Here is a 23213-nt window from a genome sequence, read left to right as displayed (position 1 = left end):
CGGGGCCTCAGCGGCCGAAGCGCCGCGAGCGCTGGCCGTAGTCGCGCACGGCCCGCAGGAAGTCGACCTCGCGCATGTCGGGCCCGAGCGCCTCCATGAAGTACAGCTCGCTGCGTGCCGACTGCCACAGCATGAAGTCGCTGAGCCGCTGCTCGCCGGAGGTGCGGATGACGAGGTCGGGGTCGGGCTGGCCCGTCGTGTAGAGGTGCTCGCCGATGAGCTCGGGGCTCAGGCGCTCGGCGAGCTCCTGCGTGGTGCCCTCGTGGCTCTCGAGGATGCGGCGGATGGCCTCGACGACCTCGTGGCGGCCGCCGTAGCCGACGGCGAGGTTCACCTGCATCCCCGGCGCGTCGCGCGATCGCTCGACGGCTCCGGCGACGGCGTCGGCGAGCGCATCCGGCAGGGCCTTCGCCGAGCCGACGTGGCGGATGCGCCACCCCGTGCCCGTCGAGAGCGCGTCGGCGAGGTCGGCGATGATGGCGCAGAGCTCGACGAGCTCGTCGGCGTCGCGGCCGGCGAGGTTGTCGTTCGAGAGCAGGTACAGCGTGACGACCTCGACCCCGAGCTCGTCGCACCACTCGAGGAACTCGTGCATCTTCGCCGCGCCCGCGCGGTGGCCGTGCCCGACGGAGTCGAGCGCGTTGAGCCGAGCCCACCGGCGGTTGCCGTCGATGATCATGGCGATGTGGGTCGGCACGGGCTGGCCGGCCAGCTCGCGTCGCAGCTGGCGTTCGTAGGCCCGGTAGAGGATGCCGGTGCCGCCTCGCCTGATCGCCATCCCTCCAATGTACGACCCTCGTGCCCCGCATCCATGCTGGCCCCCGCATTGCGTACGTCGTACGCTAAGAGCATGCAGACCGACTCCTCGCGCCGGGATCCGGCGACCGCCGAGGCGGACGCCGACGCGGAGGCGCTCCCCCACCTGCCGTTCGTCGCAGCCGCAGGCGACGCCGCCTCGGCGTCGGCCCACGACGAGAAGCCCTCCTGGCGCGGCTGGATCCACCTCGTCATGGCGCCGCTCGCGCTCATCGCGGGCGTCGTGCTCCTCACGCTCGCCGACACGACGGCGGGCCGGGTCTCGTCGGCCGTCTTCATGGCCTCGAGCCTGCTGCTCTTCGGCATCTCGGCGACGTACCACCGCTTCCACTGGAGCGACCGCGTGCGCATCACGCTGAAGCGCCTCGACCACTCCAACATCTTCCTGCTCATCGCAGGCACCTACACGCCGCTCGCGGTGCTGACGCTCTCGACCGAGCAGGCGACCATCCTGCTGTCGATCGTGTGGGGCGGCGCGGCGCTCGGCATCGCGTTCCGCGTGCTCTGGGTGACGGCGCCGCGCTGGCTCTACGTGCCGCTGTACATCGCCCTCGGCTGGGCTGCCGTCATGTACCTGCCCGCCATCTGGGCCGTGAGCCCCGCCACCGCGATCCTCATCGGCGTCGGCGGCCTCGCCTACACGGTCGGCGCCGTCTTCTACGGCCTCAAGCGACCGAACCCCATCCCCGGCCACTTCGGCTTCCACGAGCTCTTCCACGCGTGCACCGTCATCGCCTTCCTCTGCCACTGGACGGCGATCCTGCTCGTCGCGATCTGACGCGCGCTCGGACGGGTGACGTGCGGCGCGACGCCGCGAGGCACCCGGCCGACTCCCGACCGCACGGACGTACGATGCATCCGTCCGTCTCGGATGGGAGCCCCAGGATGTCGAACGCTCGTCGCGCCCGCGTCGCCGTGATCGCGAGCCTCGCCGCGCTCGCCCTCGGAGGCTGCGTCATCCTGCCGCCGCCGCTCGCGCAGCCCGCCCCGCCGCCCACCGCGCAGCCGCAGCCGCAGCCGACGCAGACGGCGCAGCCCACCGAGACCGTCGATCCCGCCCAGTTCGTGCAGCCCGACGAGCCCGTCGCGCCCACCGACCCCACGCCCGAGGACGTCGGCGAGTACTACGCGGGCGAGAGCCCCATCACGAGCGACGGCTACTCCCCCGACGCCGCGACCGACGTCGTGCTGCAGCCGACCCGCGGCACGCCCCTCGTGCAGCCCGCCGCCGGCCTGCCCGAGTCGGACGCGGGCGACGAGTACCTGACCGACGTCGCGCCATCGCCCTCCGGCGACCTGCTGCAGTCGACGGTCGGACGCCTCGAGATGACCGACGAGGACGGCGGCCAGTACACGTGCTCGGGCACCGTCATCAACTCCGCCACGCAGGACGTCGTCATCACCGCCGCGCACTGCGTGTTCAGCGACGACACCCGCAGCGAGATGACGTCCATCACCTTCACACCCGCCTACGACGACGGCGCCGCCCCCTTCGGGGTGTGGGAGGCCGAGGACTGGTGGTACCCCGAGCAGTACGTCACCGCCAACGACCGCTGGCTCGACGGGCTCGACGACGACGGCTGGATGGGCTTCGACTTCGGCTACCTGCGCCTCGCGCCCGACGCCGACGGGCGCGAGATCGAGGACGTCGTCGGCGGCCAGGGCATCAGCTTCCAGGCCGAGACGAACGGCGTCGTGCTCGTCGGCTACCCCGCCGAGCCCGAGCCGATGGACGGCGAGCTGCAGCGCTGGTGCTCGGACTCGAGCGTGACGTACGGCGACGGCGGCGACCCGAACCTCGGCGTCGACTGCACGATGGGCGGCGGCGCCTCGGGCAGCGGATGGGTGTCGAACGTCGACCCCGCCACGGGGGCCGGGCTCGTGACGGCCATCTACTCGAACGGCGGCACCGTCGACGCGTACGGACCGCCGCTCGGCGTCACCGCCTACAACGGCCTCCTGGCCATCCAGGGCTAGGCGCCCCAGGCGCCGCTCAGGCCATCACGCGGCGCGTGAAGGCGCCGAGCCGCTCGAGCATCGCGGCGCCGCGCTCCTGGATGCGCGCAGGGCTCGCGAGGTACGGCGGCACGATGCGGATCGAGTGCGAGCACGACAGCGACTCGCAGATGTAGGTGCCCAGCGAGTCGCCCGCGCGACCGGCGTCGCCCGCGCGCGGCGCCGTGAACAGGCGCACCTGCGTCGCGGGCTGCGTCGAGTGGCACAGGGTGCACATCGCCGCGATGCCCGGCCGCAGCGTCGCGGTCGACGAGCGCACCACGATGCCGACGGGCTCGTCGCCGAGCCACTGCACGATGTACCCGAGCCTGGCGGAGTGCGGGCTGCGCCACCCCAGGTACTCGCGCTCCTCCCAGATCGTCTCGTGGAGGCCCGGCATCGTCAGCTGGGCGAGCTGCTGCTCGGTCGCGTTGACGAAGGACGAGCGGATCTGCTCCTCGGTCAGCGGCCGCACGTCAGCGCTTCTTCTGCTTCCGTCGCTGCTCGCGGTTGGCCGACGCCTGCTGCGTCGCCGCATCCGCAGCCTCGGCCTGCCCGAACGCGCCCTTCTGCGCGGGCTGCTGCGGCCGCGTGGGAGCGGGCCGCGGGGCCTGCCTGCGCTGCTGCCGCGACTGCCCCTGCGCCTGCGCGGCCGCAGCCGTCGCCGGGTTGCCGGACTTCTGCTTCGCGAGGTTCGTGGCGCCCTGCAGCGTGCGACCGCGCTCGTCGGAGACGGCCACCTCGCCGCCCTCGTCGGGCGCCGAGTAGGTCAGGCTCGACTGGTCGTCCTCGGCCTCGTCGAGACCGCCGCCCTCGACGGCGGCCGGCGTGCCGCCCGTGCCCTGCTGCACCTTGACGTCGAGGTTGAACAGGAAGCCGACCGACTCCTCGCGGATCGCGGCCATCATCTGCTGGTACAGCGAGTAGCCCTCGTTCTGGTACTCGATGACCGGGTCGCGCTGCGCCATCGAGCGCAGGCCGATGCCCTCGCGGAGGTAGTCCATCTCGTACAGGTGGTCGCGCCACTTGCGGTCGATGACGCTCAGCACGACGCGGCGCTCGAGCATGCGCATGGCTGCCGGGGTGAGGGCCTCCTCGCGACGTGCGTAGGCCAGGCGGGCGTCGGCCAGCAGCTCGTCGGCGATGAACGACGACGTGAGGCGCGGACCGGCCTCGGCGATGACCTCGTCGATCGTGATGCCCACCGGGTACATGGTGCGCAGCTCGGTCCAGAGCGCCTCGAGATCCCAGTCGTCCGAGTGGCCGGCGGCCGTGTGCTCGTCGACGAGCTCCTTGATGGCGACCTCGAGGAACCCCTGCACCCGTCCCTGCAGGTCGTCGCCGTCGAGGATGTGGCGGCGGTCGGCGTAGATCGACTCGCGCTGGCGGTTCATGACGTCGTCGTACTTGAGGACGTTCTTGCGCATCTCGGCGTTGCGCGCCTCGATCTGGCCCTGCGCCGAGCGGATCGCCCGCGAGAACACCTTCGACTCGAGGGGCACGTCGTCGTCCTCGTCGGCACCGATCGAGAGGAAGCGCTGCGCGACGGGGCCGCCGAACAGGCGCATGAGGTCGTCCTGCATCGACAGGTAGAAGCGCGACTCGCCGGGGTCTCCCTGACGGCCGGAGCGACCGCGCAGCTGGTTGTCGATGCGGCGCGACTCGTGACGCTCGGTGCCGAGCACGTAGAGACCGCCGACCTCGAGGACCTTCGCGGCCTCCTCGGCGACCTCGGCCTTGACCTGCTCGAAGACCTCGTCCCAGACGGCCTCGTACTCGTCGGGGGTGTCGACGGGGCTGAGCCCGCGCTCGTCCATCGCCTGCACCGCGAGGTGCTCGGCGTTGCCGCCGAGCATGATGTCGGTGCCTCGGCCCGCCATGTTCGTCGCGACCGTCACGGCGCCGACGCGGCCGGCCTGCGCGACGATCGCAGCCTCGCGCGCGTGGTTCTTGGCGTTCAGCACCTCGTGCCGCACGCCCCGCTTCTTCAGCTGGGTCGAGAGGTACTCGCTCTTCTCGACGCTCGTCGTGCCGACGAGCACCGGCTGCCCCTTCTCGTGCCGCTCGACGATGTCGTCGACGACGTGCCGGAACTTGCCCTCGACCGTCGCGTACACGAGGTCCGGGTTGTCCTTGCGGAGCATGGGCTTGTTCGTCGGGATCGGGACGACGCCGAGCCTGTAGGTCGACATGAACTCGGCGGCCTCGGTCTCGGCCGTGCCCGTCATGCCCGAGAGCTTCTCGTAGAGGCGGAAGTAGTTCTGCAGCGTGACCGTCGCGACCGTCTGGTTCTCGGCCTTGATCTGCACGCCCTCCTTCGCCTCGATCGCCTGGTGGATGCCCTCGTTGAAGCGGCGGCCCTGCATGATGCGGCCCGTGTGCTCGTCGACGATGAGCACCTCGCCGTTCAGCACGACGTAGTCGGTGTCCTTCTTGAACAGCGCCTTCGCCTTGAGGGCGGTGTTGAGGAACGAGATGAGCGGCGTGTTCGCCGACTCGTACAGGCTCTCGATGCCGAGGGTGTCCTCGACCCTCTCGATGCCGGGCTCGAGCACGCCCACCGTGCGCTTCTTCTCGTCGACCTCGTAGTCGACGTCGGGCTTCAGGCGCTTGACGATGCGGGCGAACTCGCCGAACCACTTGTTGGCCTCGCCCGCGGCGGGGCCGGAGATGATGAGCGGCGTGCGCGCCTCGTCGATGAGGATCGAGTCGACCTCGTCGACGACGACGAAGTGGTGCCCGCGCTGCACCATGGCCTCCTTCTGGTGGGCCATGTTGTCGCGCAGGTAGTCGAAGCCGAACTCGTTGTTCGTGCCGTAGGTGACGTCGGCGGCGTACTGCTCGCGGCGCACGTCGGGCGTCTGCCCCGCGACGATGCATCCCGTCGTCATGCCGAGGGCGCGCAGCACGCGACCCATGAGCTCGGCCTGGTAGCTCGCGAGGTAGTCGTTGACGGTGACGACGTGCACGCCCTTGCCGGGGATCGCGTTGAGGTACGCGGCGACGACGGCGACGAGCGTCTTGCCCTCACCCGTCTTCATCTCGGCGATGTTGCCGAGGTGCAGCGCCGCCGCACCCATGATCTGCACCGGGTAGGGGCGCATGCCGAGCGTGCGGCTCGCCGCCTCGCGCACCGCGGCGAACGCCTCGGGCAGCATCGAGTCGAGCGACTCGCCCATCTCGTAGCGGGCGCGGAACTCGACGGTCTCCTCCGCGAGCTCCTCGTCGGTGAGGTCGGCGAACCCGGACTCGAGGGCGTCGACGTCCCGCGCGAGCCTCGTGAGCCGTCGCAGGATCTTCCCCTCGCCTGCGCGCAGGACTCGCTCGAAGACGTTGGCCACGGATGTCTCTCCCGTTCGATCGATGTAACGGTTCGATAACCGAGGGTCCATGCTACCCCGGTCGTGCTGCACGCACCGGCGCCGGCGTCCGCCATGGGCGGAACGCCGGCGCCGATGCTGCTGGGCTCAGTCGCTCGAGTCGTCCTCGCCGTCGAGCGTGATGACGCCGTACGACCACCCCTTGCGGCGGTACACGACGGCGCACTGGTCGGTCTCGGCGTCGACGAAGAGGTAGAACGGGTGGCCGACGAGCTCCATCTGGTCGACGGCCTCGCGGGTCGACATGCGCTTCGACGGGAACTGCTTGCGCCGGATGACGACCGGCGACCACTCCTGCTCGTCGTCGGCGATCGGCACCTCGCCCGTCGCGACGGCCGTGAGCACGGAGGCGTCCGCGGGCGTCACGTCGAGCCCGCCCGCACCCGCCGCGACCTCGCGCACCGAGGCGCGCTTCGTCGTGCGGTCGGTGCGCTTGTCGTGCATGCGGCGCGCGCGCTCCATGAGCTTGTGGAACGCGGCGTCGAAGGCCATGTACTTGTCGGGGCCCTCGGACTCCGACCGGATCACGCTCCCCGGCACCAGCACGGTGATCTCGACGCGACCGCCTGCGGTCGCGTTGGGATCGGCATGACGCGAGACTCGCATCGCGATCGCGGTGGCACGGGGCAGCAGCAGCCCGATCTTCTCGAGCTTCTCCTCGGCGTACGACTCGAAGCGATCGGTGATGCGTGCCCCTCGGGCGGTGATCTCGATGTCCACGGTGACCTCCAACCTGATCCGGCGATCCGCCCCCGGTCGGTGGCGGACGGCGCCTTGGGTGCGGGCCAGCCTAGCGGCCCTCGGGCGGCTCATGTCCAGGCCCCGCCCGCGGCTCGGGCATGTCGCGGCACTCGTGCGACGACGACGGCCGCCACGACGTGCGCGCCGCCCGCGCGCGTCGCCCGCACCGCCTCTCGCAGCGTCGCACCCGTCGTGGCGACGTCGTCGAGCACGACGACGCGGGCCCCCACGAGCCTGCCCGCGTCGCCGGGTCGCGTGCGCAGCGCCGCGCGGCGCATCCGCTCGCCGCGGCCCCGCCGCTTCTGCTGCCCACCACCCGTCTGCACGAGCTCGACGCACGGCAGGCGCGCCCGTCGAGCCAGCACGCGCAGGGGCACGAAGCCCCTGCGGCGCGTGCCCTCGCGGCTCGCGGGCACGAGCACGGCGAGCACGGGCGCCGCCTCGCACGCCCACGTCTCGTCGACGAGTCGTCGCAGCGCGGAGCCCAGCACGCGCAGCGCACAGCGGCGCCCGTGCTCCTTCGCGGCGAGCACGACGTCGCGCGCGACCCCCTCGTACGTCGCGGCCCACACGACCGGCGTGTCGTCGTCTCGACCGAGCACGCCCGCGCTGCTCGTCGCGAACGCTGCGGCGCATCGCGCGCACACGCCGTGGTCGGGCCTGCCGCAGCCGGCGCACTCGCGCGGCCACAGCACGCCGAGGGCCTCGCGGATCGTGGGATGCACGAGCGCGAGGCTGCCGCATCGGCCCCGTGCCTCCGCGACCCACGAGACCGCCTGGGGAGTGAGGCGGCCTGGGAGGGATCGGGGCGCCGCGTCAGAGCTGCACGGCGACGAGCCGCACGTCGTCGACGCCGCTCGCGGGCTGCCACTGCGTGCCACGCAGCACGAGCAGGTCGCCGACGGCCGAGCGCGCCCGCAGCACCGCCGACCCGCCGATGCCACCCGCGAGCTGCGTGATGGCATCCTGCGGCGTGGGCAGCTGCTGCGTCGCGCCGCCGACTGTCAGCAGCACGAGCTGCTGCCCGTCGCCCGCGGTCGTGAGCACCGCGACCGACGTGGGGCTCGCCCACGCCACGTCGGTCGGCGTGCCCGTCACCTGCGGCATGCGCTGCGGCGGCGCGACCGCGACCGGGGCGCCGCCCTCGCGCACGATGCCCGCGACCCACGCCGCCGTGCCGCCCGCGGTCTCGGTGACGATCGCGATGCGGGCGCCGTCGCGCGAGACCTCGACGTCGCGGATGGAGCCCTGCAGGTCGGGCAGCCCCAGCACGACCTCGCGCTGGCCGTCGGAAGCCACGATCGCCTGCGTCGCCGGATCCGGCACCCACCAGGCCCAGCCCGCGCGATCGAGCGAGGGCGCCACCGTCACGCCGGCGTCGAGCACCGTGGGCGCGATGCCGGGCACGAGCCGCAGCACCTGACCTGCGGCGAGCGCGACGGCGAGCCCGTCGTCCTCGCGGATCGTGAGCGACGTGGCGTCGGCCGCCTCGAGGTCGAGGCCGAGGTCGACGTCGAGCGCCGCGCCCTGCCCCACGTAGGTCAGCTCGCCATCCGCGACCACGATGGGGCGGGCGTCGACCGACGGTGGCGTCGTGTCGGGCGCGTCGCGCGACGACGCCGAGTAGCCGTCGACGCCGTCGATGCCGATGACGACCTCGGTGACGCCGAGCCGCGACATCGACTGCTGCACCTGCATCGCGAGCATGCTCAGCTCGACGCTCGACGACTCCTGCACCTGCTCGAACGACACCGTGACCTCGGCGACCGCATCGTCGAGGGCGACGTCGCCGACGCGCTCGGCATCGGCGTCGGCAGCCGACCACACCGCGGGCGCGAGCCACGCGACGGGTCCCGCGAGCACGGCGTCGACGATCGACCCCGGCAGCGCCTCCGTCGTGCGCTGGAACCAGCGCACCTCGGGCACGAACCCCGCGCGGTCCTCGGTGTACCAGGCGAGCGTCTGCGAGTCGAACAGGCGCTCGAACGAGTACCTGCTCAGCACGAGGCCGTCCGGGGCGTCGGCGATGCGCCACTCGCCGCGCTGCTCGATGAGCACGTACGTGCGCCTCGCGGCCTCGCCTGCCACCGAGGAGAACGCGCCGTGCTCGTCGACCGAGCCGACGACGTCGACCGCGGCCTCCACCGTGGCCTGGTCGGCAGACGTGAGCTGCGGCTGCCCCGAGCGCAGCGTCACGCCTGCGGAGGGATCCCACTCGGCGCCGTCCGCGAGGTAGTCGCGGGCGATCGAGAAGTCGTCGGCCGGGCTCAGCGCCGCCTGCAGGAAGCCCTGCACGATCTCCTCCTGCGACGCACCGGGCGTCGGTCCCTCCGCGATGAACTCGACGTCGCCGAGGTCGACGCCCTCCTCGACCTCGCCAGCGGACACGGGCCCGGACGTGGGCAGGCCCACGCACCCCACGAGGCCCAGCGCCGCGACGACGGCGACGACGGCCATGCGCATCCTCATGCCCGACCCTCCACGATCTCGATGGCGCCCGTGTCGACGGGGGGCAGCTCGATGGGCGGCGTCACGTCGATCGCCCCGCCGCGCGGGATCGTGAGCCTCACCGCCGTGCCCTCGCCCTGCCTCGACCACACGTCGAGCACGCCGCCGTGCAGCGCCGCGTCCTCCTGGCTGATGGCGAGGCCGAGCCCCGTGCCGCCCGTGCGCCGCTGCCGCGACGGGTCGGCGCGCCAGAAGCGGTCGAACACGCGGCTCGTCTCCTCCTCGCTCATGCCGACGCCGTGGTCGCGCACCGCGAAGCCCACGGCGTCGCGGTTCGAGTCGACCGTCACGACGATCGGGCGGCCCTCACCGTGGTCGATGGCGTTGCCGAGCAGGTTCTGCAGGATGCGGCGGATGCGGCGAGGGTCGACCTCGGCGTCGAAGTGGCCGCCGGGCGCGACGAGCCGCACCGCCGAGCCGCGCTCCTCGGCGAGCAGCCGCACCGACTCGATCTCGGTCTCGGCGAGGCGCACGACGTTCGTCGGCTCGATCTCGAGCGTCGCGGCGCCCGCGTCGAAGCGCGACATCTCGAGCAGGTCGGCGAGCATGACCTCGAAGCGGTCGATCTGCGTGTGCAGCAGCTCGGCGGTGCGCGCCGCGACGGGGTCGAGGCTCGCGCGCCGGTCGTAGAGCACGTCGCCGGCGAGCCGGATCGTCGTGAGCGGCGTGCGCAGCTCGTGGCTCACGTCGGACACGAAGCGCTGCTGCAGGTTGGACAGCGCGGCGAGGCGCGTGATCTGGGTCGAGATCGAGTCGGCCATGTCGTTGAACGAGCGCCCCAGCCGGGCGAGCACGTCGTCGCCGCGGACCGCCATGCGCTCGTCGAGCCTGCCGCTCGCGAGCAGCGCGCTCGTCGCCGCCGCCTGCTCGACCGGCGCGACCACCATGCGCACGACGACGAGCGTCACGAGCGCCACGAGGGCGAGCAGCGCGACGCCGCCGATGACCATCGTCGTCTGCATGCGCTGCAGCGTGACCTGCGCCTCCTCGAGGCTGTGCACGATGTAGAACTCGTACTGCCCGGCGCTCGGCACCTCGAGCAGCGTGCCCACGATGAGGCCGGGCGCGGTGCCGTCGACGGTGGCGAGCTGCACCGACTGGTAGAACGGCGTGCCCTCCGACGCCGCGACGCGCGCGACGAGGTCGTCGGTCAGCAGCGTGTCGTCGAAGCCCTGCACGCGCGTGTCGCCGAGGTCGACGGCCGACTGCGCCTGGTCGGTCGTGCGCAGCATGGCGTAGGCGGCGAGCGCCGGGTTCGAGATGAAGCCGGATGCGGCGCGCAGCGCGCTCTCCTGCAGCTGGGCGAGCTCGCCCGTGGTCGACGAGCCGGCGGCATCCGTGAACACCTGCTGCGCCGCCTCGGTGGCTCGCACCGACTCGAGCACGGCCTCGTCGCGGCGCTGCTCGAAGATGCTCGCGCCGATCGAGATCGACATGTACCCGCCGACGATCGCCATCGCGAGCAGCGACAGCAGCACGCTCGTCGCGACGATGCGCAGCTGCAGCGACCGCCGCCACGTGCCGGCGAGGCGCTGCGGCAGCGACTGCCCCACCGCCTGCATCCCGACGCCCTAGGCTGCGACCGCGCCGGCGCGGTAGCCGACGCCGCGCACGGTCGTGACGACGCGCGGCTCGTCGGGATCGAGCTCGATCTTCGAGCGGAGGCGCTGCACGTGCACGTTGACGAGCCGCGTGTCGGCCTTGTACTGGTAGCCCCACACCTGCTCGAGGAGCATCTCGCGGCTGAAGACCTGCGCGGGCTTCGACGCGAGCGTCACGAGCAGGTCGAACTCGAGCGGGGTGAGCTGGATGCGGGCCTCGCCGCGCCGCACCTCGTGGCCGGGCACGTCGATCGTGATGTCGGCGACCTGCAGCATCGACTGGTCGGGCTCGCGGCCGGGGCGCAGGCGCGTGCGGATGCGTGCGACGAGCTCCTTCGGGTTGAAGGGCTTCACGATGTAGTCGTCGGCGCCGGACTCGAGGCCGCGCACGACGTCGGTCGTCTCGCCCTTCGCCGTGAGCATGATGATGGGCGTGCCCGACTCGGCGCGGATGAGCTGGCAGATCTGGATGCCGTCCATGCCGGGGAGCATGAGGTCGAGCAGCACGAGGTCGGGCTGCACCGCGTGGAAGCGGTCGAGCGCGTCGGAGCCATCGGGGCAGAACTCGAGGTCGAAGCCCTCGGCGCGCAGCACGATGCCGATCATCTCCGCCAGGGCGGTGTCGTCGTCGACGACCAGGATCGTGGGCATCGGGCTCCTCTCGCCGCCGCCACGATACCCGAGCGCACCTCAGCGCTCGCTCAGACCGGGGCCGCCTCCGCATCCGCGTCCTGCGGCCGGGTGGGCAGCGCTCGCATGGTGCGGAAGCGACTGAGCAGGAACGGCGGCACGGCGAGCGCGCCGATCGCGACGCCCACCCACATGGCGGCGACGGTGCCGAAGGCCGTGCCGAGCGCTCCCGCCACGAGCGCGCCGATGGGCATGACGCCCCACACGACGGTGCGGATGGATGCGTTCATGCGCCCGAGCAGCGGCTTCGGGCAGAGCCGCTGACGGGCGGTGACCTGCACGATGTTGAACACGAGCACCGTGAAGCCGAAGATCGCCTCGCCGGCGATCAGGAGCGCGACCGACGCCTCGGGCACGAGCACCGCGAGCGGCAGCAGCACGGCCGACACGGCGAAGACGACGGTCGACCACGTGATCGCGGGGCCCTCGCCGATCCATCGTGCGATGCGCGACGCAGCGAGCGAGCCGAGAAGTCCCCCGACGGCGCCGATGGAGAGGATGACGCCGTACACCGCGGGGTCGATCTCGAGGATGCGGAGGATCGCGATGGGCAGCAGCGTGAAGACGATGGTCGAGCCGAGGTTCGACAGCGCCACGGTCGCGACGATGCGGCGCAGCAGGTCGCTCGCGGCGACGAAGCGCAGGCCCTCGCCGATCTCGACGAGGAGGTGCCTGCGCTCGGCGCGAGGGCGCACGACCTCGCGGTCGCGGATGCCCGAGAGCGCGAGCACGCTCACGAGGAAGCCTGCGACGTTCGCGAGCAGCACGAAGGGCGCCGAGAGCACCGAGAGCAGCACGCCCGCGAGCGCCGGGCCGCCGAGGCGCATCGTCTGCGCCGTCGCCTCGAGCACGCCGTTCGCGTCGCCGACGTGCTCGTCGTCGACCAGCACGGGCACGAACGACTGGTAGCCGACGTCGAAGAACACGGTCGCGACGCCCACGACCGCGCCGACGACGACGAGGTGCCACAGCTCGAGATGGCCGAGGATGGCGAGCAGCGGGATGACGGCGACGGCGGCGGCGCGCACGAGGTCGGCGGCGATCATGACGTGCCGCTTGCGCATGCGGTCGAGCCACGCGCCCGCCGGCAGGCCGACGACGAGGAACGCCGCGGTCTGCGCCGCGGCGAGGTAGCCCATCTCGGCGTCGGTGGCCTGCAGCAGCGTGACGGCGACGATCGGCATCGCGAGCCCCGCGAGCTGCGCGCCGAGCTGGCTCGTGCCCTCGCCCACCCACAGCCGCGCGAATCCCGGCTGCCCCCACACGCTTCGTCCCATGCCGTCGATGATGGCACACCGATTGGCTTCTCCCAATGACTCGCCGTCGCGTGCGACGATGGGCGGGTGAGCGAGCCGGTGACCACCCAGGGAGCACGCGGCGCGGCCGCGAGCCTCGAGGCGCGCGCGAAGGCGCTCGGCTCCCCCATCCGCTGGCGCATCCTGCGCCTGTGCCTGCACGAGCCGCGCACGAACCGCGAGCTCGCGGCGCTCCTCGACCGCAACCCCGCGACGATGCTGCACCACGTGCGCACGCTCGTCGACGCGGGCTACCTCGCTCCGCAGGAGGCGCGCCGCGGCACGCGAGGCGCGCGCGAGATCCCCTACCTCGCGACGCGGCTCACGTGGGAGGAGGACGAGCAGACGTCGACGTCGGACGTGCTCGTGCGCACCTTCCTCGACGAGATCGAGGGGCTGCGACCCGACGAGGTCGGCATCATGCGCGCGGGCCTGCGCCTCTCGCAGGACGAGCTGCACGAGTACTGGGCGCGCACCGAGGAGATCGTGCGCGACCTCATGGCGCGGCGCGAGGCCGAGCCCCACGTCGAGCGCTCCTCGTGGGGCGTCTTCCTCGCGGTGCACCCCGATCGCCAGCAGGACGGACCGTCCGACCGACACGGCGAGCCGCACGCCTGAGCGCGGCGGCGGGCACGCATGCGCCGCGCCGGCCCGCGCCCGTGCGCATCTCGACGCGCTACGCCGCGTCGCGCGCCGACGTGACCGCCCACAGGGCGTCGAAGATGCCCGCGTTGAGCGCGAACGCCGCCCTCGCCTCGTCGACGAGCCGCGCCTCGGCCTCCGCTCCCCACGGCATCGCGTCGAGCGCGGCGCGGTACGCGCGGCGGATGGGCACGGGTCCGCCCGCCGACGCGAAGTCGTAGAACGACACGTGCTCGTCCCCGGCGCCGTAGTGCCGCTTGAGCATCGTCGCGATGACCTGCCCGCCCGAGACGTCGCCGAGGTAGCGCGTGTAGTGGTGCGCCGTGAAGGCGGGCACGTCGTCGCGCACGGCGAGCACGCGCGCGACGTACGCCTGCGTCGCAGGCAGGATCGGCACGCCCGCCGTGCCGCCGAGCGCGTCGAGGTCGGCGCGGATGGCGTCCGCGCGGTCGAGCGCCCGGTCGGCGAGGAATGCGGGGTCGTCCGCCTGCGGCATGCGGGACTCCATCGCCCGGTACACGGGCTCGAGCTGCGCGAGGTAGAGACGGTAGTCGCCGAGGCTCAGCTCGCCGCTCATGAGCGCCGTGACGAAGCCGCGGTGCTCCGCCTCCTCGTGCACGACGGCGGTCGCCTCGCGCAGACGCGTCGCGAGGGTGGACGGCGTCTCGGTGGCGTGGTCAGCGTGCATCCGACGCCTCCCTTCGTGATCGGGGCGCGTCGGCGCCCGTCCTGAGCGGCACGACCATGCGCCTGCCGCTGCGAGGGTGCTCGACGATCTCGACGGGATGCCGGTAGACGTCGCTGAGCACCCCCTCGTCGATGTCGTGGGGATGGCCGGCGCGGCGCACGCGCCCGGCCTCGAGCAGCACGACGGCGTCGCCGATCGCGAGCGCCGCGTCGAGGTCGTGCAGCACGAGCACGACGGTGCCACCGTGCGCCGCGACGTCGCGTGCGAGGCGCAGCGCGGCGTCCTGGTGGCGCAGGTCGAGCGCGGCCGTGGGCTCGTCGAGCAGCAGCGCGGGCGCGTCCTGCGCGAGGACGCGCGCGAGCTGCACGCGCGAGCGCTCCCCGCCCGAGAGCGAGAGCACGCCCTGGTCGGCGTACGCGTGCGCCTCGGTGTCCGCGAGCGCCGCGAGCGCGACGGCGTCGCGGGTCGCCGACGTCTCCTCGCCGCGCCACGCGTGCCTGCCGAGCGCGACGACCTCGCGCGCCGGGTAGTCGAACGCGACGCCGTGGTGCTGCGAGAGCACGGCGCGGGCTCGCGCGGCAGCGGACGGCGGGAGCGACGACGCCTCGGCACCGCCGATGCGGATGCTGCCGGCTGCGACGGGGACGTCGCCCGCGATGGCGGCGAGCAGCGTCGACTTGCCCGAGCCGTTCGGGCCGACGAGCACCGTGACCGCACCGGGCTCGGCGACCATCGACACGTCGTCGAGCACCGCGCGCCCCGCGAGCTCGACGCGCACCCCCTGCACGACGACGCTCATGCGGGCACCGCCGTGCGCAGGCGTGCGCGGACGAGCACGAGGAAGAGCGGGCCGCCGACGACCGCGGTGAGCACGCCGATCGGCAGGTCGACGAACGGCACGAGCGTGCGGGCGCCGAGGTCGGCGCCGACGAGCAGCAGGGCGCCCGCGGCGGCCGACAGCGGCAGCACGACGCGTTGCCGTGGCCCGACGACGAGCCGCAGCACGTGCGGCACGATGAGCCCGACGAAGCCGATGATGCCCCCGATGGCGACGGCTCCCGCAGCGAGCAGCGCCGCGCACAGCACGGCCACGGCGCGGAACGCACGCAGGTCGAGGCCCGAGCGCCGCGCATCCGTCTCGCCGAGGGCGAGCGCGTCGAGCCCGTGCGCGAGGGGCTGCGCCACGAGGAGGCCGAGCGCGACGACGACCGCGGCGGGTGCGAGCCCCGCCCACGTCGTGCCGTTGAGCGAGCCCATCTGCCAGAAGACGATCGCCTCGCGGCTCGTGGTCTCGGCGAGGAAGATCATGAGGGCGGATGCGGCGCCCGCGACGGCGTTGACGGCGATGCCGACGAGCACGAGCACGAGCGTCGCAGAGCCCCCGAGCCGCGACGAGAGCGCGAGCACGAGCAGCGTCGTGAGGATGCCGCTCGCGAAGGCCGCGGCGGGCACCGTCCACGCGACGACGGCGGCGCTCGACGCGATGATCGCGGTCGCGGCGCCGACGGCGGCGCCCGACGTGATGCCGATGACGCCGGGCTCGGCGAGCGGGTTGCCGAAGAGCCCCTGCGTGATGGCGCCCGCCGTCGCGAGGGCCGCGCCGACGACGAGGGCCGCGGCGATGCGCGGCAGCCGCACGTTCCACAGCGCACCGTCGGTGCGGGCGGCGGATGCGTCGGGCGCGCCGCCGAGCAGCGCGCCGACGCGGCGGGCGAACGAGCCCGCGACCTCGGCGGGGCTCATCGAGAACTGGCCGAGGAGCATCGAGGCGACGACCGCGACGACGAGGAGCACCACGAGCGCGACCGCCGTGATCGCGGCGCGCGAGCGCGGCACGCGTGCGGCGCGCGGCTCGGCCGCCACGTGCCCGTAGCGCCCGAGCGGTGCGCCCGCCTGCCCCGTGCGGCGCACGGCATCCGTCGTCGCGTGGGTCGTCACGGCGCGTACACCGCCTCGGCGAGCGCGACGAGCACCTCGGGGTACGACGGGCCGAACGACAGCACGTCGCCGTCGGCCATGTCGACGATGCGCTGCGCCTGCCCCGCGACGGTGTCGGAGACGCCCGGGCGGCCGACGAAGCCCTCGACGCCACCCGTCGAGGCGAGCCCGCCCGTCATCGTGAGGATGACCTCCGGGTCGATCGACAGCACGGCCTCCGCCGTCGCGGGCGCGATGTCCTGCACGCCCGCGCCCGTCGCGGCATCGACGCCGCCGATCGCGGCGATGAGGTCGTCGGCGCCCGACCCCTCGCCCATGACGAAGAACACGGATCCCGTGCCGCGCACGTAGAGGAAGGCCATGCGCAGCGGCTCCCACTCGCCCGCGAGCGCCGACACGCGACGCTCGGCCGCGCCGAGGCGCTCCTGGAAGTCGTCGACGAGCGCCTGGCCGGCGTCGGGCACGCCGAAGGCGCCGGCGACGACGAGGATCTGCTCGGCGATGCGGTCGACGCCCCGCTCGGACGACACGACGAGCACGGGCACGCCGGATGCGCGCAGCTGCTCGGGCACCTCGGGAGGCCCCATGGTGTCGTCCATGATGACGAAGGTCGGCGCGAGGCCGAGGATCGCCTCGGCCTGCAGCTCGTGACCGTTCTGGGTCACGACCGGCAGGCTCGCGACGGCCGCCTCGGTGCTCGTGTTCGCGCGGCCGACGAGCACGTCGGCGAGCCCGAGGGCGATGACGGTCTCGGTGAGGGTGCCGTGCAGGTCGAGCGCGAGGGTGCGCGAGACGTCGGCGACCTCGACCGTGACGCCGTCGACGCCCGTCGCGGTCACGGGCAGCTGCGGCTCGGGATCGGCGATCGGCGCGGGCTCGGCGACGGCGTGCGCCGTCGACGGGCCCGTGAGCGTGCGCGGATCGACCGTGGTCGGCTGCGGCTCGGCGGCGGCCGACGTCGCAGGCGCGGCCGTGGAGGATGCGGGGGCGGCGCCCTGCCCTCCGGCTGCGGCGCAGCCGGAGAGCAGGACGGCGAGCAGGGCGGCGCCTGCGGCGAGGCGCCTCATGGGCGGGCGATCCTCCGACGCAGCACGAGGCCGCCCGCCATGAGGAGCGAGGCGAGCAGCGCCGTGGGCAGCAGCACGTCGGCGCCCTCGGCGCCCGTCCGCGGCAACGTGCCGGTCGCGGCGGAGCACTCGACGTCGCCGCCGAGGGGCAGGACGAACGACACGGCGTCGAGCGCCTCGCCCGCGGCGTAGAAGCCCGCGAAGCCCTCGGCGCCCGCGGCCGTGAGCGCCGCCGATGCGCCCTGCACGCGCAGCGCGCCGCCGGAGACCTCGGATGCGAACGACAGGGTCGCGAACGCGACGTCGGCGTGCGTGCGCAGCTCGCCGTCGTCGAGGCCCTTCGATGCGACGTCGACGACGAGCGTGCCCGTCGTGGCACCCGTCATGCGGATGCGCACGTCGCTCAGCGTGAGGTCGAGCGCGCCCGAGTGGCCGGTGAAGTGGATGCTGCCCGGCAGCGACACGAGGCCCGTGCGGTCGTCGAGCTGGATGGCACCCGAGCCGCCCGACCACTGCCAGCCGCCGTCGACGTCGGTCACGCCGCCGCCGAGCTGCCAGCCGCCGTTCGCGATGCCGCCCGAGATGTACGAGCGGAACGACGAGCGCACGCCCCACGTCATGGTCGCGCCGGACACGGCCGTCGCGGAGCACTGCTCCTGCACGCCGCCCGCTGCCGCCGTCGGCTGCGGCTGCTGCACCGGGGCCGTCGGGGCGACGATCGGCGGCTGGATGGGGGTCGGCTGCTGCGGCTGCTGGGGCGTGCCCGGCTGCTGCGGCTGCGCGACGGCGGAGATCGGCAGGGTCGCCGACACCGGGTCGAGCTCGGCGCCGGGTGCGTAGAAGCCGCCGAAGGCGGCCGCGCCGACCTCGGTGAGCACCGCGGGCGCGTTCGCGATCGTGAGCGTGCCCTCGGCGACGTCGGCGGCCGCAGCGTCGACGGGGGTCGCAATCGCGACGGTCGCGAGGTCGATGCCCGTCTGCGTCGCGTAGTCGCCCGACGCCATGTCGCGCGCGACGGTCGAGGCGACGATCGTCGCCTGCGTCGCCGAGTCGATGCGCAGGCGCACGTCCGCCATCGTGAGGTCGAGCACGCCGCCGTGACCCGTGAAGCGGATCTGGCCCGGGTAGGCCACGGTCGCGGTGCCGGTCGCCGCGTCCGCGACGCCCATGCCGTCGACCCACGAGAAGCCCGACGCATCCATCGTCACGCCGCCCGTCGGCTCGATCGCGCCGCGTGCGGTGGGGCTCAGGACGTACGAGCGGAAGGACTGCTTGACGCCCCACTGCAGCGTGGCGCCCGAGATGCCGAGGCCGGGCTGCGACGGCTGCGTGCCGGGGTCGGTCGGGGTCGTCGGGTCGGTCGGCGTCGTCGGGTCGGTCGGGTCGACGGGCTCCATCGGCTGCTCGACGACGGCGAGCGGCAGGGTGAACGACGCGGTGCCGAACGAGGTGCCCGCAGGGTACGCGGACTGGAACGCCGCGCGACCCTCCGCCGTGAGCGCCGTCGCCGCGCCCGTCACGGTGATCGCGTCGTCACCCAGCTCGGCACCCGACAGGTCGATCGTCGCGAAGCGGACGTTCGGGAACGCGCCGTCGGCGGTCGTCGCGTCGAGCACGACGAAGCCCTCGGTTGCCGAGACGAGCTCGATGCGCGCATTCGCGAGCTCGATGTCGATGCCGTGGGCGGGCACGTCGAAGTCGACCTGCCCGGGGAAGGCGACGACGGCCCGCTGCGCGTCGGCGTCGACCGCGCCTGCGCCGTCCGCGTACGAGAGGCCCGCGGTCGGGCCACCGAAGACGACGCCCTCGCTCACCGAGATGGCGCGCATGCCCGACTGGTACCGCAGCCACCCGGCGTGGAAGGTCCAGTCGAACGTCGCCGTGGCGACGGTGTGGGTCGGATCGGTGACGACGGGGGCGGCTGGCGCCTCGGGGGCCGTGGGCGGATCCGTCGGCCCGACCGGCGGGTCCGTCGGCTCGACGGGCGGATCCGTCGGCTCGACGGGCTCCTCGATCGCGGCGAGCGGCAGCGTGAACGAGACGGGGTCGAGCGCGGTGCCCGCGGCGTAGAAGCCCGCGAAGGCGGCGGCGCCGGCCTCGGTGAGCGTCGCCGGGGCGTTCGCGATCGCGATCGCGTCGGCGCCGGCCGAGAGCGTCGACAGGTCGATGCGCGCGAAGCGCGAGTCGGGGTGCTGCTCGACGGCGCCCGACTGCAGGCCCCGCGAGGCGACGTCGAAGACGAGATAGCCCTCGCTGCCCGAGACGAGCTCGACGCGCGCATCCGACAGCGTGAGGTCGAGCTGGCCGCCGTGGCCTTGGAAGCGCACGCTGCCCGGCATGCTCACGGCGCCCGTCGCGGTCGCGGCGTCGGCCGTGCCCGTGCCGGACGACCACGTGAGGCCGTTCGCGCCGGCGACGACGCCGCCGTCGACGGTCGTCGAGCCGCTCGCGACCGGGCTCGCGACGTACGACCGGAACGACGCCTTGACGCCCCAGTCGAGGGTCGCGCCGATGATGTCCTGGGCGGCTGCGCTCGCGGGCGGGGCTGCGACGACGCCGACGGCGCCCGCTGCGACGAGCAGCGCCGAGAGGATCGTCGCGAGCGCACGGCGGCGCACGGGCATGGCTGAGGGCATGCGAGATCTCCGTAGAGGTGAGGGAAGGGCGTCGCGAGGAATCCTCGCGACCTTAGGTAAGCCTAACCTAACCTCGATGCGTACGCAGCGCCAGTCCCCCAGGCTCTGGGGGTCAGCCCTCCAGGCGATCGGCCGCCTCGAGCCACGACTCCTCGAGCGCTGCGAGCCGCTCGTCGACCTCCGCGAGCTCGCGCTGCATCGCCAGCAGCCGGTCGTAGTCGCCCTGGTCGACGACGGCGAAGTCGGCGAGCAGCGCCTCCCGCTGCTCCGTCGCCTTCTGCACCCGGCGCTCGAGGCTGCGCACCTCGAGCTCGAGCTGCCTGCGCTCCGCGCCCGAGAGCCGCTCCGTCGCGGGCTGCGCGCGCTGCGCATCCATCGGCGAGGCCGTGCGCCCCCGCTGCGCCGCCGCCTCCGCCTCGATGCGCAGGTACTCGTCGACGCCGCCCGGCAGATGCCGCAGCCCGCCGTCGACGACCGCGCGCTGCTGGTCGGTGACGCGCTCGATGAGGTACCGGTCGTGGCTCACGACGATGAGGCAGCCCGCCCACGAGTCGAGCAGATCCTCGAGCGCGGCGAGCATGTCGGTGTCGAGGTCGTTCGTCGGCTCGTCGAGGATGAGCACGTTGGGCTCGTCGAGGATGATGAGCAGCAGCTGCAGCCGTCGTCGCTGCCCGCCCGAGAGGTCGCGGATGGGCGTCGAGAGCTCGTCGGACTGGAATCCGAGCCGCTCGAGCAGCTGCCCGGGCGTCATCTCCTCGCCGCCCGAGCCGTACGACGTGCGCAGGCGGCCGACGACGGTGCGCACGGGCTCGTGCTCGACGTCGCGCAGCTCGGCGAGCTCCTGGCTCAGCTGCGCGACCTTCACCGTCACGCCGCGCTTCACGCGCCCGCTCGTCGGCTGCAGCGTGCCCGCGATCAGCTGCAGCAGCGTCGACTTGCCCGCGCCGTTGCGGCCGAGGATGCCCGTGCGCTCCCCGGGGGCGATGAGCCACGTGACGTCGTCGAGCACCTCGCGATCGCCGAACGACACCGAGACGTCGCGCAGGTCGACGACGTCCTTGCCGAGCCGCGTCACGGCGAGCTGCGCGAGCGCGATGCGATCGCGGGGCTCGGGGACGTCCTCGATGAGCTGCGTCGCCGCGTCGATGCGGAACTTCGGCTTCGCGGTGCGCGCGGGAGCGCCGCGCCGCAGCCACGCGAGCTCCTTGCGCATGAGGCTCTGCCGCTTCACCTCGGTGACGCGCGAGATGCGGTCGCGCTCGACGCGCTGCAGCACGTACGCGGCGTAGCCGCCCTCGAAGGGCTCGACGATGCCGTCGTGCACCTCCCACGTGTCGGTGCACACCGCATCCAGGAACCAGCGATCGTGCGTCACCACCGCGAGCGCGCCGCGGCCCGAGCCGAGCCTGCGCACGAGGTGGTCGGCGAGCCAGGCGATGCCCTGCACGTCGAGGTGGTTCGTGGGCTCGTCGAGCAGCAGCACGTCCCAGTCGCCCGCGAGCAGGCGCGCGAGCGCCACGCGGCGGCGCTGACCGCCCGAGAGCGACCCGATCGTCGCATCCCACGGCACGTCGCCCGCGAGGCCCGCGACGATCTCGCGGATGCGGGCGTCGCCCGCCCACTCGTGCTCCTCGCGGTCGCCGACGATCGTCGCGCCCACCGTGCCCTCATGGTCGAGCACGTCGCGCTGGTCGAGCATGCCGACGCGCAGGCCGCCGCGATGCGTCACCCGCCCGTCGTCGGGCGTCAGCGTGCCTGCGAGCAGGCGCAGCAGGGTGGACTTGCCGTCGCCGTTGCGGCCGACGACGCCGATGCGGTCGCCGTCGTCGAGACCGAGCGAGACGGAGTCGAAGACGATGCGGTTGGGATGCGCGAGCCGGATGCGCTCGGCGCCGAGGAGATGTGCCATGTCACTCCAGGGTAGGCGGCTGGCGGCGGCTGCCGGGCGCGGCCTCCCCGCGCAGCGGCGCCCGCGTCAGCCCGGCTGCTCCCCCGCCGCCGTGCCCGTCGCCTCCTCGTGGTGCGCGAGCTGCTCGTTGAGCGCGCGCATGAGCTGGAACACCTGGTCGGGCAGCACCTTCACGCGGCTCACCACCTGCGCGTCGATGCCATCCGGTCGCCGCGCGGTGATCGCGGCGAAGTCGAGGGTGAAGTACGTGCCGTTCTGGCCGACGGCGACGAAGTCGGCGAGCACGCCGCCCGCCGCCGACTCGGGCACGTGCAACCTGATCGCGGGCTGATCCGTCATGCCGACAGCATCCCGCAGGTGCCGCCGTCAGTCGATGAGTCGCGCACCCGAGACGGGACCCGTGACCTTGACCGACGGGATGCGCGCCGCCGACAGCGCGACCTGCACCTCGAGCGCCGAGTCGAGGTCGGCGCACAGGAACGCGCACGTGGGCCCCGAGCCCGAGACGATGCCGGCGAGGGCGCCGCTGCGCTCGCCGAGCTCGAGGGTGCCCGCGAGCCGCGGGACGAGGTGCAGCGCCGCCGGCTGCAGGTCGTTCGAGAGCACCTCGGCGAGCATGTGCGCGTCGCCGAGCCGCAGCGCCTGCAGCACGCGCGCGTCGACCTCGGGCCGGTGCACGGCGGGCATGATGTCGGCCTTGTGGCGCAGCCGATGGGCGTCGAGCTCGGCGTACACCTCCGGCGTCGCGAGGCCCTCGCCCGAGAACGCGAGCACCCAGTGCAGCTGCCCCTGCGCGAGCGCGGGGCTCAGCTCGTCGCCGCGACCCGTGCCCACGGCCGTGCCGCCCTGCAGCGCGAACGGCACGTCGGCGCCGAGGCGCGCGGCGAGCCGGTGCAGCTCGTCGCGACCGACGCGCAGCCCCCACAGCTCGGCGCACGCGACGAGCGTCGCCGCCGCATCCGCCGACCCGCCGCCCATGCCGCCGGCGATGGGCACGTGCTTCTCGATCGTGAGGGCGACGCCCGACGAGACCTTCGCGTGGCGCGCGAGCAGCATCGCGGCGCGCACCGCGAGGTTGTCGGCACCCGTGGAGAGCCCGGATGCGTCGATCGGCCCCGTGAAGGCGACGGAGAAGTCGTCGGCCTCGCGGGCCTCGACGAACTCGAGGAGGCTCACCGCGTGGTAGGCCGTGGCGATCTCGTGGTAGCCGTCGTCCTGCAGCGACCCGACGCCGAGGTAGACGTTGATCTTCCCGGGCGCCTTCGCTCTGACGACGCTCGACTCCACGATCCGACCCTATCCGCGCC

The 23213-nt window shown here is 73.5% G+C and carries 20 protein-coding genes; 3 read left to right on the top strand and 17 right to left on the bottom strand.

Going from position 1 to position 23213, the window contains the following annotated elements; genetic code table 11:
- Positions 1–7: 7 nt before the first annotated feature.
- On the bottom strand, positions 8–778 hold the full coding sequence (gene uppS / locus ACFQPP_RS13115) for a polyprenyl diphosphate synthase (RefSeq protein WP_376917086.1): 771 nt from the start codon (positions 776–778) through the stop codon (positions 8–10).
- Between the two features lie 72 nt (positions 779–850).
- Between uppS and ACFQPP_RS13110 the strand changes: the two genes are divergently transcribed.
- A complete protein-coding gene (locus ACFQPP_RS13110) occupies positions 851–1594 on the top strand; it encodes a hemolysin III family protein (RefSeq protein WP_376917085.1) in 744 nt (247 codons plus the stop codon).
- 107 nt (positions 1595–1701) lie between these two features.
- On the top strand, positions 1702–2793 hold the full coding sequence (locus ACFQPP_RS13105) for a trypsin-like serine peptidase (RefSeq protein WP_376917084.1): 1092 nt from the start codon (positions 1702–1704) through the stop codon (positions 2791–2793).
- Between the two features lie 16 nt (positions 2794–2809).
- Here the strand turns inward: ACFQPP_RS13105 and ACFQPP_RS13100 are convergent, their stop codons facing one another.
- From ACFQPP_RS13100 to ACFQPP_RS13065, 8 genes are all read right to left on the bottom strand, one after another.
- On the bottom strand, positions 2810–3286 hold the full coding sequence (locus ACFQPP_RS13100) for an FBP domain-containing protein (protein WP_376917083.1): 477 nt from the start codon (positions 3284–3286) through the stop codon (positions 2810–2812).
- A gap of 1 nt (position 3287) precedes the next feature.
- Entirely contained in the window at positions 3288–6152 is a 2865-nt protein-coding gene (secA, locus tag ACFQPP_RS13095; protein WP_376917082.1) for a preprotein translocase subunit SecA, read from the bottom strand.
- A 126-nt stretch (positions 6153–6278) separates the two neighbouring features.
- A complete protein-coding gene (gene hpf, locus ACFQPP_RS13090; protein WP_376917081.1) occupies positions 6279–6911 on the bottom strand; it encodes a ribosome hibernation-promoting factor, HPF/YfiA family in 633 nt (210 codons plus the stop codon).
- Positions 6912–7000: 89 nt separating this feature from the next.
- Complete coding sequence (locus tag ACFQPP_RS13085) at positions 7001–7657, bottom strand: ComF family protein (protein WP_376917080.1); 657 nt, start codon at positions 7655–7657, stop codon at positions 7001–7003.
- Between the two features lie 91 nt (positions 7658–7748).
- The gene (locus ACFQPP_RS13080; RefSeq protein WP_376917079.1) at positions 7749–9401 is read right to left on the bottom strand and encodes an LpqB family beta-propeller domain-containing protein; all 1653 of its coding nucleotides are present in this window, start codon (positions 9399–9401) and stop codon (positions 7749–7751) included.
- Complete coding sequence (mtrB, locus tag ACFQPP_RS13075) at positions 9398–11002, bottom strand: MtrAB system histidine kinase MtrB (protein ID WP_376917078.1); 1605 nt, start codon at positions 11000–11002, stop codon at positions 9398–9400. The genes ACFQPP_RS13080 and mtrB overlap by 4 nt, the downstream gene beginning before the upstream one ends.
- A gap of 9 nt (positions 11003–11011) precedes the next feature.
- Positions 11012–11692 (bottom strand): MtrAB system response regulator MtrA, encoded by a 681-nt coding sequence (gene mtrA / locus ACFQPP_RS13070; RefSeq protein ID WP_376917077.1) that lies wholly within the window; start codon positions 11690–11692, stop codon positions 11012–11014.
- 50 nt (positions 11693–11742) lie between these two features.
- Positions 11743–13008, bottom strand: coding sequence for an MFS transporter (locus ACFQPP_RS13065; RefSeq protein ID WP_376917076.1), 1266 nt, complete (start codon positions 13006–13008; stop codon positions 11743–11745).
- 66 nt (positions 13009–13074) lie between these two features.
- On the opposite strand from ACFQPP_RS13065, the gene ACFQPP_RS13060 reads away from it, so the two are divergent.
- Entirely contained in the window at positions 13075–13644 is a 570-nt protein-coding gene (locus ACFQPP_RS13060) for an ArsR/SmtB family transcription factor (RefSeq protein ID WP_376917075.1), read from the top strand.
- A 58-nt stretch (positions 13645–13702) separates the two neighbouring features.
- Here the strand turns inward: ACFQPP_RS13060 and ACFQPP_RS13055 are convergent, their stop codons facing one another.
- From ACFQPP_RS13055 to ACFQPP_RS13020, 8 genes are all read right to left on the bottom strand, one after another.
- Entirely contained in the window at positions 13703–14356 is a 654-nt protein-coding gene (locus ACFQPP_RS13055; RefSeq protein ID WP_376917074.1) for a heme oxygenase (biliverdin-producing), read from the bottom strand.
- A complete protein-coding gene (locus ACFQPP_RS13050) occupies positions 14346–15155 on the bottom strand; it encodes an ABC transporter ATP-binding protein (RefSeq protein WP_376917073.1) in 810 nt (269 codons plus the stop codon). The genes ACFQPP_RS13055 and ACFQPP_RS13050 overlap by 11 nt, the downstream gene beginning before the upstream one ends.
- Positions 15152–16294: a FecCD family ABC transporter permease gene (locus ACFQPP_RS13045; RefSeq protein ID WP_376917072.1), complete on the bottom strand. Its 1143-nt coding sequence runs from the start codon at positions 16292–16294 to the stop codon at positions 15152–15154. The genes ACFQPP_RS13050 and ACFQPP_RS13045 overlap by 4 nt, the downstream gene beginning before the upstream one ends.
- Positions 16291–17361, bottom strand: coding sequence for a hemin ABC transporter substrate-binding protein (locus ACFQPP_RS13040; protein WP_376917071.1), 1071 nt, complete (start codon positions 17359–17361; stop codon positions 16291–16293). The genes ACFQPP_RS13045 and ACFQPP_RS13040 overlap by 4 nt, the downstream gene beginning before the upstream one ends.
- Positions 17358–19997, bottom strand: a complete 2640-nt coding sequence (locus tag ACFQPP_RS13035) for an HtaA domain-containing protein (protein ID WP_376917070.1) — start codon at positions 19995–19997, stop codon at positions 17358–17360. The genes ACFQPP_RS13040 and ACFQPP_RS13035 overlap by 4 nt, the downstream gene beginning before the upstream one ends.
- A gap of 112 nt (positions 19998–20109) precedes the next feature.
- The gene (locus ACFQPP_RS13030) at positions 20110–21906 is read right to left on the bottom strand and encodes an ABC-F family ATP-binding cassette domain-containing protein (protein WP_376917069.1); all 1797 of its coding nucleotides are present in this window, start codon (positions 21904–21906) and stop codon (positions 20110–20112) included.
- 66 nt (positions 21907–21972) lie between these two features.
- A complete protein-coding gene (locus ACFQPP_RS13025) occupies positions 21973–22245 on the bottom strand; it encodes a DUF3467 domain-containing protein (RefSeq protein ID WP_376917068.1) in 273 nt (90 codons plus the stop codon).
- A 27-nt stretch (positions 22246–22272) separates the two neighbouring features.
- Positions 22273–23193, bottom strand: a complete 921-nt coding sequence (locus ACFQPP_RS13020; RefSeq protein ID WP_376917067.1) for a 4-(cytidine 5'-diphospho)-2-C-methyl-D-erythritol kinase — start codon at positions 23191–23193, stop codon at positions 22273–22275.
- Between the last annotated feature and the right edge of the window lie 20 nt (positions 23194–23213).

The sequence above is a fragment of the Agrococcus sp. GCM10030265 genome, assembly GCF_042666675.1.
GTDB lineage: Bacteria > Actinomycetota > Actinomycetes > Actinomycetales > Microbacteriaceae > Agrococcus.
This window is presented reverse-complemented; position numbering and strand designations above follow the sequence as displayed.

Excerpts from the sequence above, each read along its gene's own strand:
- ACFQPP_RS13030 (WP_376917069.1), bottom strand. The coding sequence starts at position 21,906 with ATGGCACATCTCCTCGGCGCCGAGCGCATCCGGCTCGCGCATCCCAAC.
- ACFQPP_RS13040 (WP_376917071.1), bottom strand. The coding sequence starts at position 17,361 with ATGAGGCGCCTCGCCGCAGGCGCCGCCCTGCTCGCCGTCCTGCTCTCC.
- ACFQPP_RS13035 (WP_376917070.1), bottom strand. The coding sequence starts at position 19,997 with ATGCCCTCAGCCATGCCCGTGCGCCGCCGTGCGCTCGCGACGATCCTC.
- ACFQPP_RS13080 (WP_376917079.1), bottom strand. The coding sequence starts at position 9,401 with ATGAGGATGCGCATGGCCGTCGTCGCCGTCGTCGCGGCGCTGGGCCTC.
- ACFQPP_RS13050 (WP_376917073.1), bottom strand. The coding sequence starts at position 15,155 with ATGAGCGTCGTCGTGCAGGGGGTGCGCGTCGAGCTCGCGGGGCGCGCG.
- mtrB (WP_376917078.1), bottom strand. The coding sequence starts at position 11,002 with ATGCAGGCGGTGGGGCAGTCGCTGCCGCAGCGCCTCGCCGGCACGTGG.
- ACFQPP_RS13055 (WP_376917074.1), bottom strand. The coding sequence starts at position 14,356 with ATGCACGCTGACCACGCCACCGAGACGCCGTCCACCCTCGCGACGCGT.
- mtrA (WP_376917077.1), bottom strand. The coding sequence starts at position 11,692 with ATGCCCACGATCCTGGTCGTCGACGACGACACCGCCCTGGCGGAGATG.
- uppS (WP_376917086.1), bottom strand. The coding sequence starts at position 778 with ATGGCGATCAGGCGAGGCGGCACCGGCATCCTCTACCGGGCCTACGAA.
- ACFQPP_RS13110 (WP_376917085.1), top strand. The coding sequence starts at position 851 with ATGCAGACCGACTCCTCGCGCCGGGATCCGGCGACCGCCGAGGCGGAC.
- ACFQPP_RS13025 (WP_376917068.1), bottom strand. The coding sequence starts at position 22,245 with ATGACGGATCAGCCCGCGATCAGGTTGCACGTGCCCGAGTCGGCGGCG.
- ACFQPP_RS13065 (WP_376917076.1), bottom strand. The coding sequence starts at position 13,008 with ATGGGACGAAGCGTGTGGGGGCAGCCGGGATTCGCGCGGCTGTGGGTG.
- ACFQPP_RS13105 (WP_376917084.1), top strand. The coding sequence starts at position 1,702 with ATGTCGAACGCTCGTCGCGCCCGCGTCGCCGTGATCGCGAGCCTCGCC.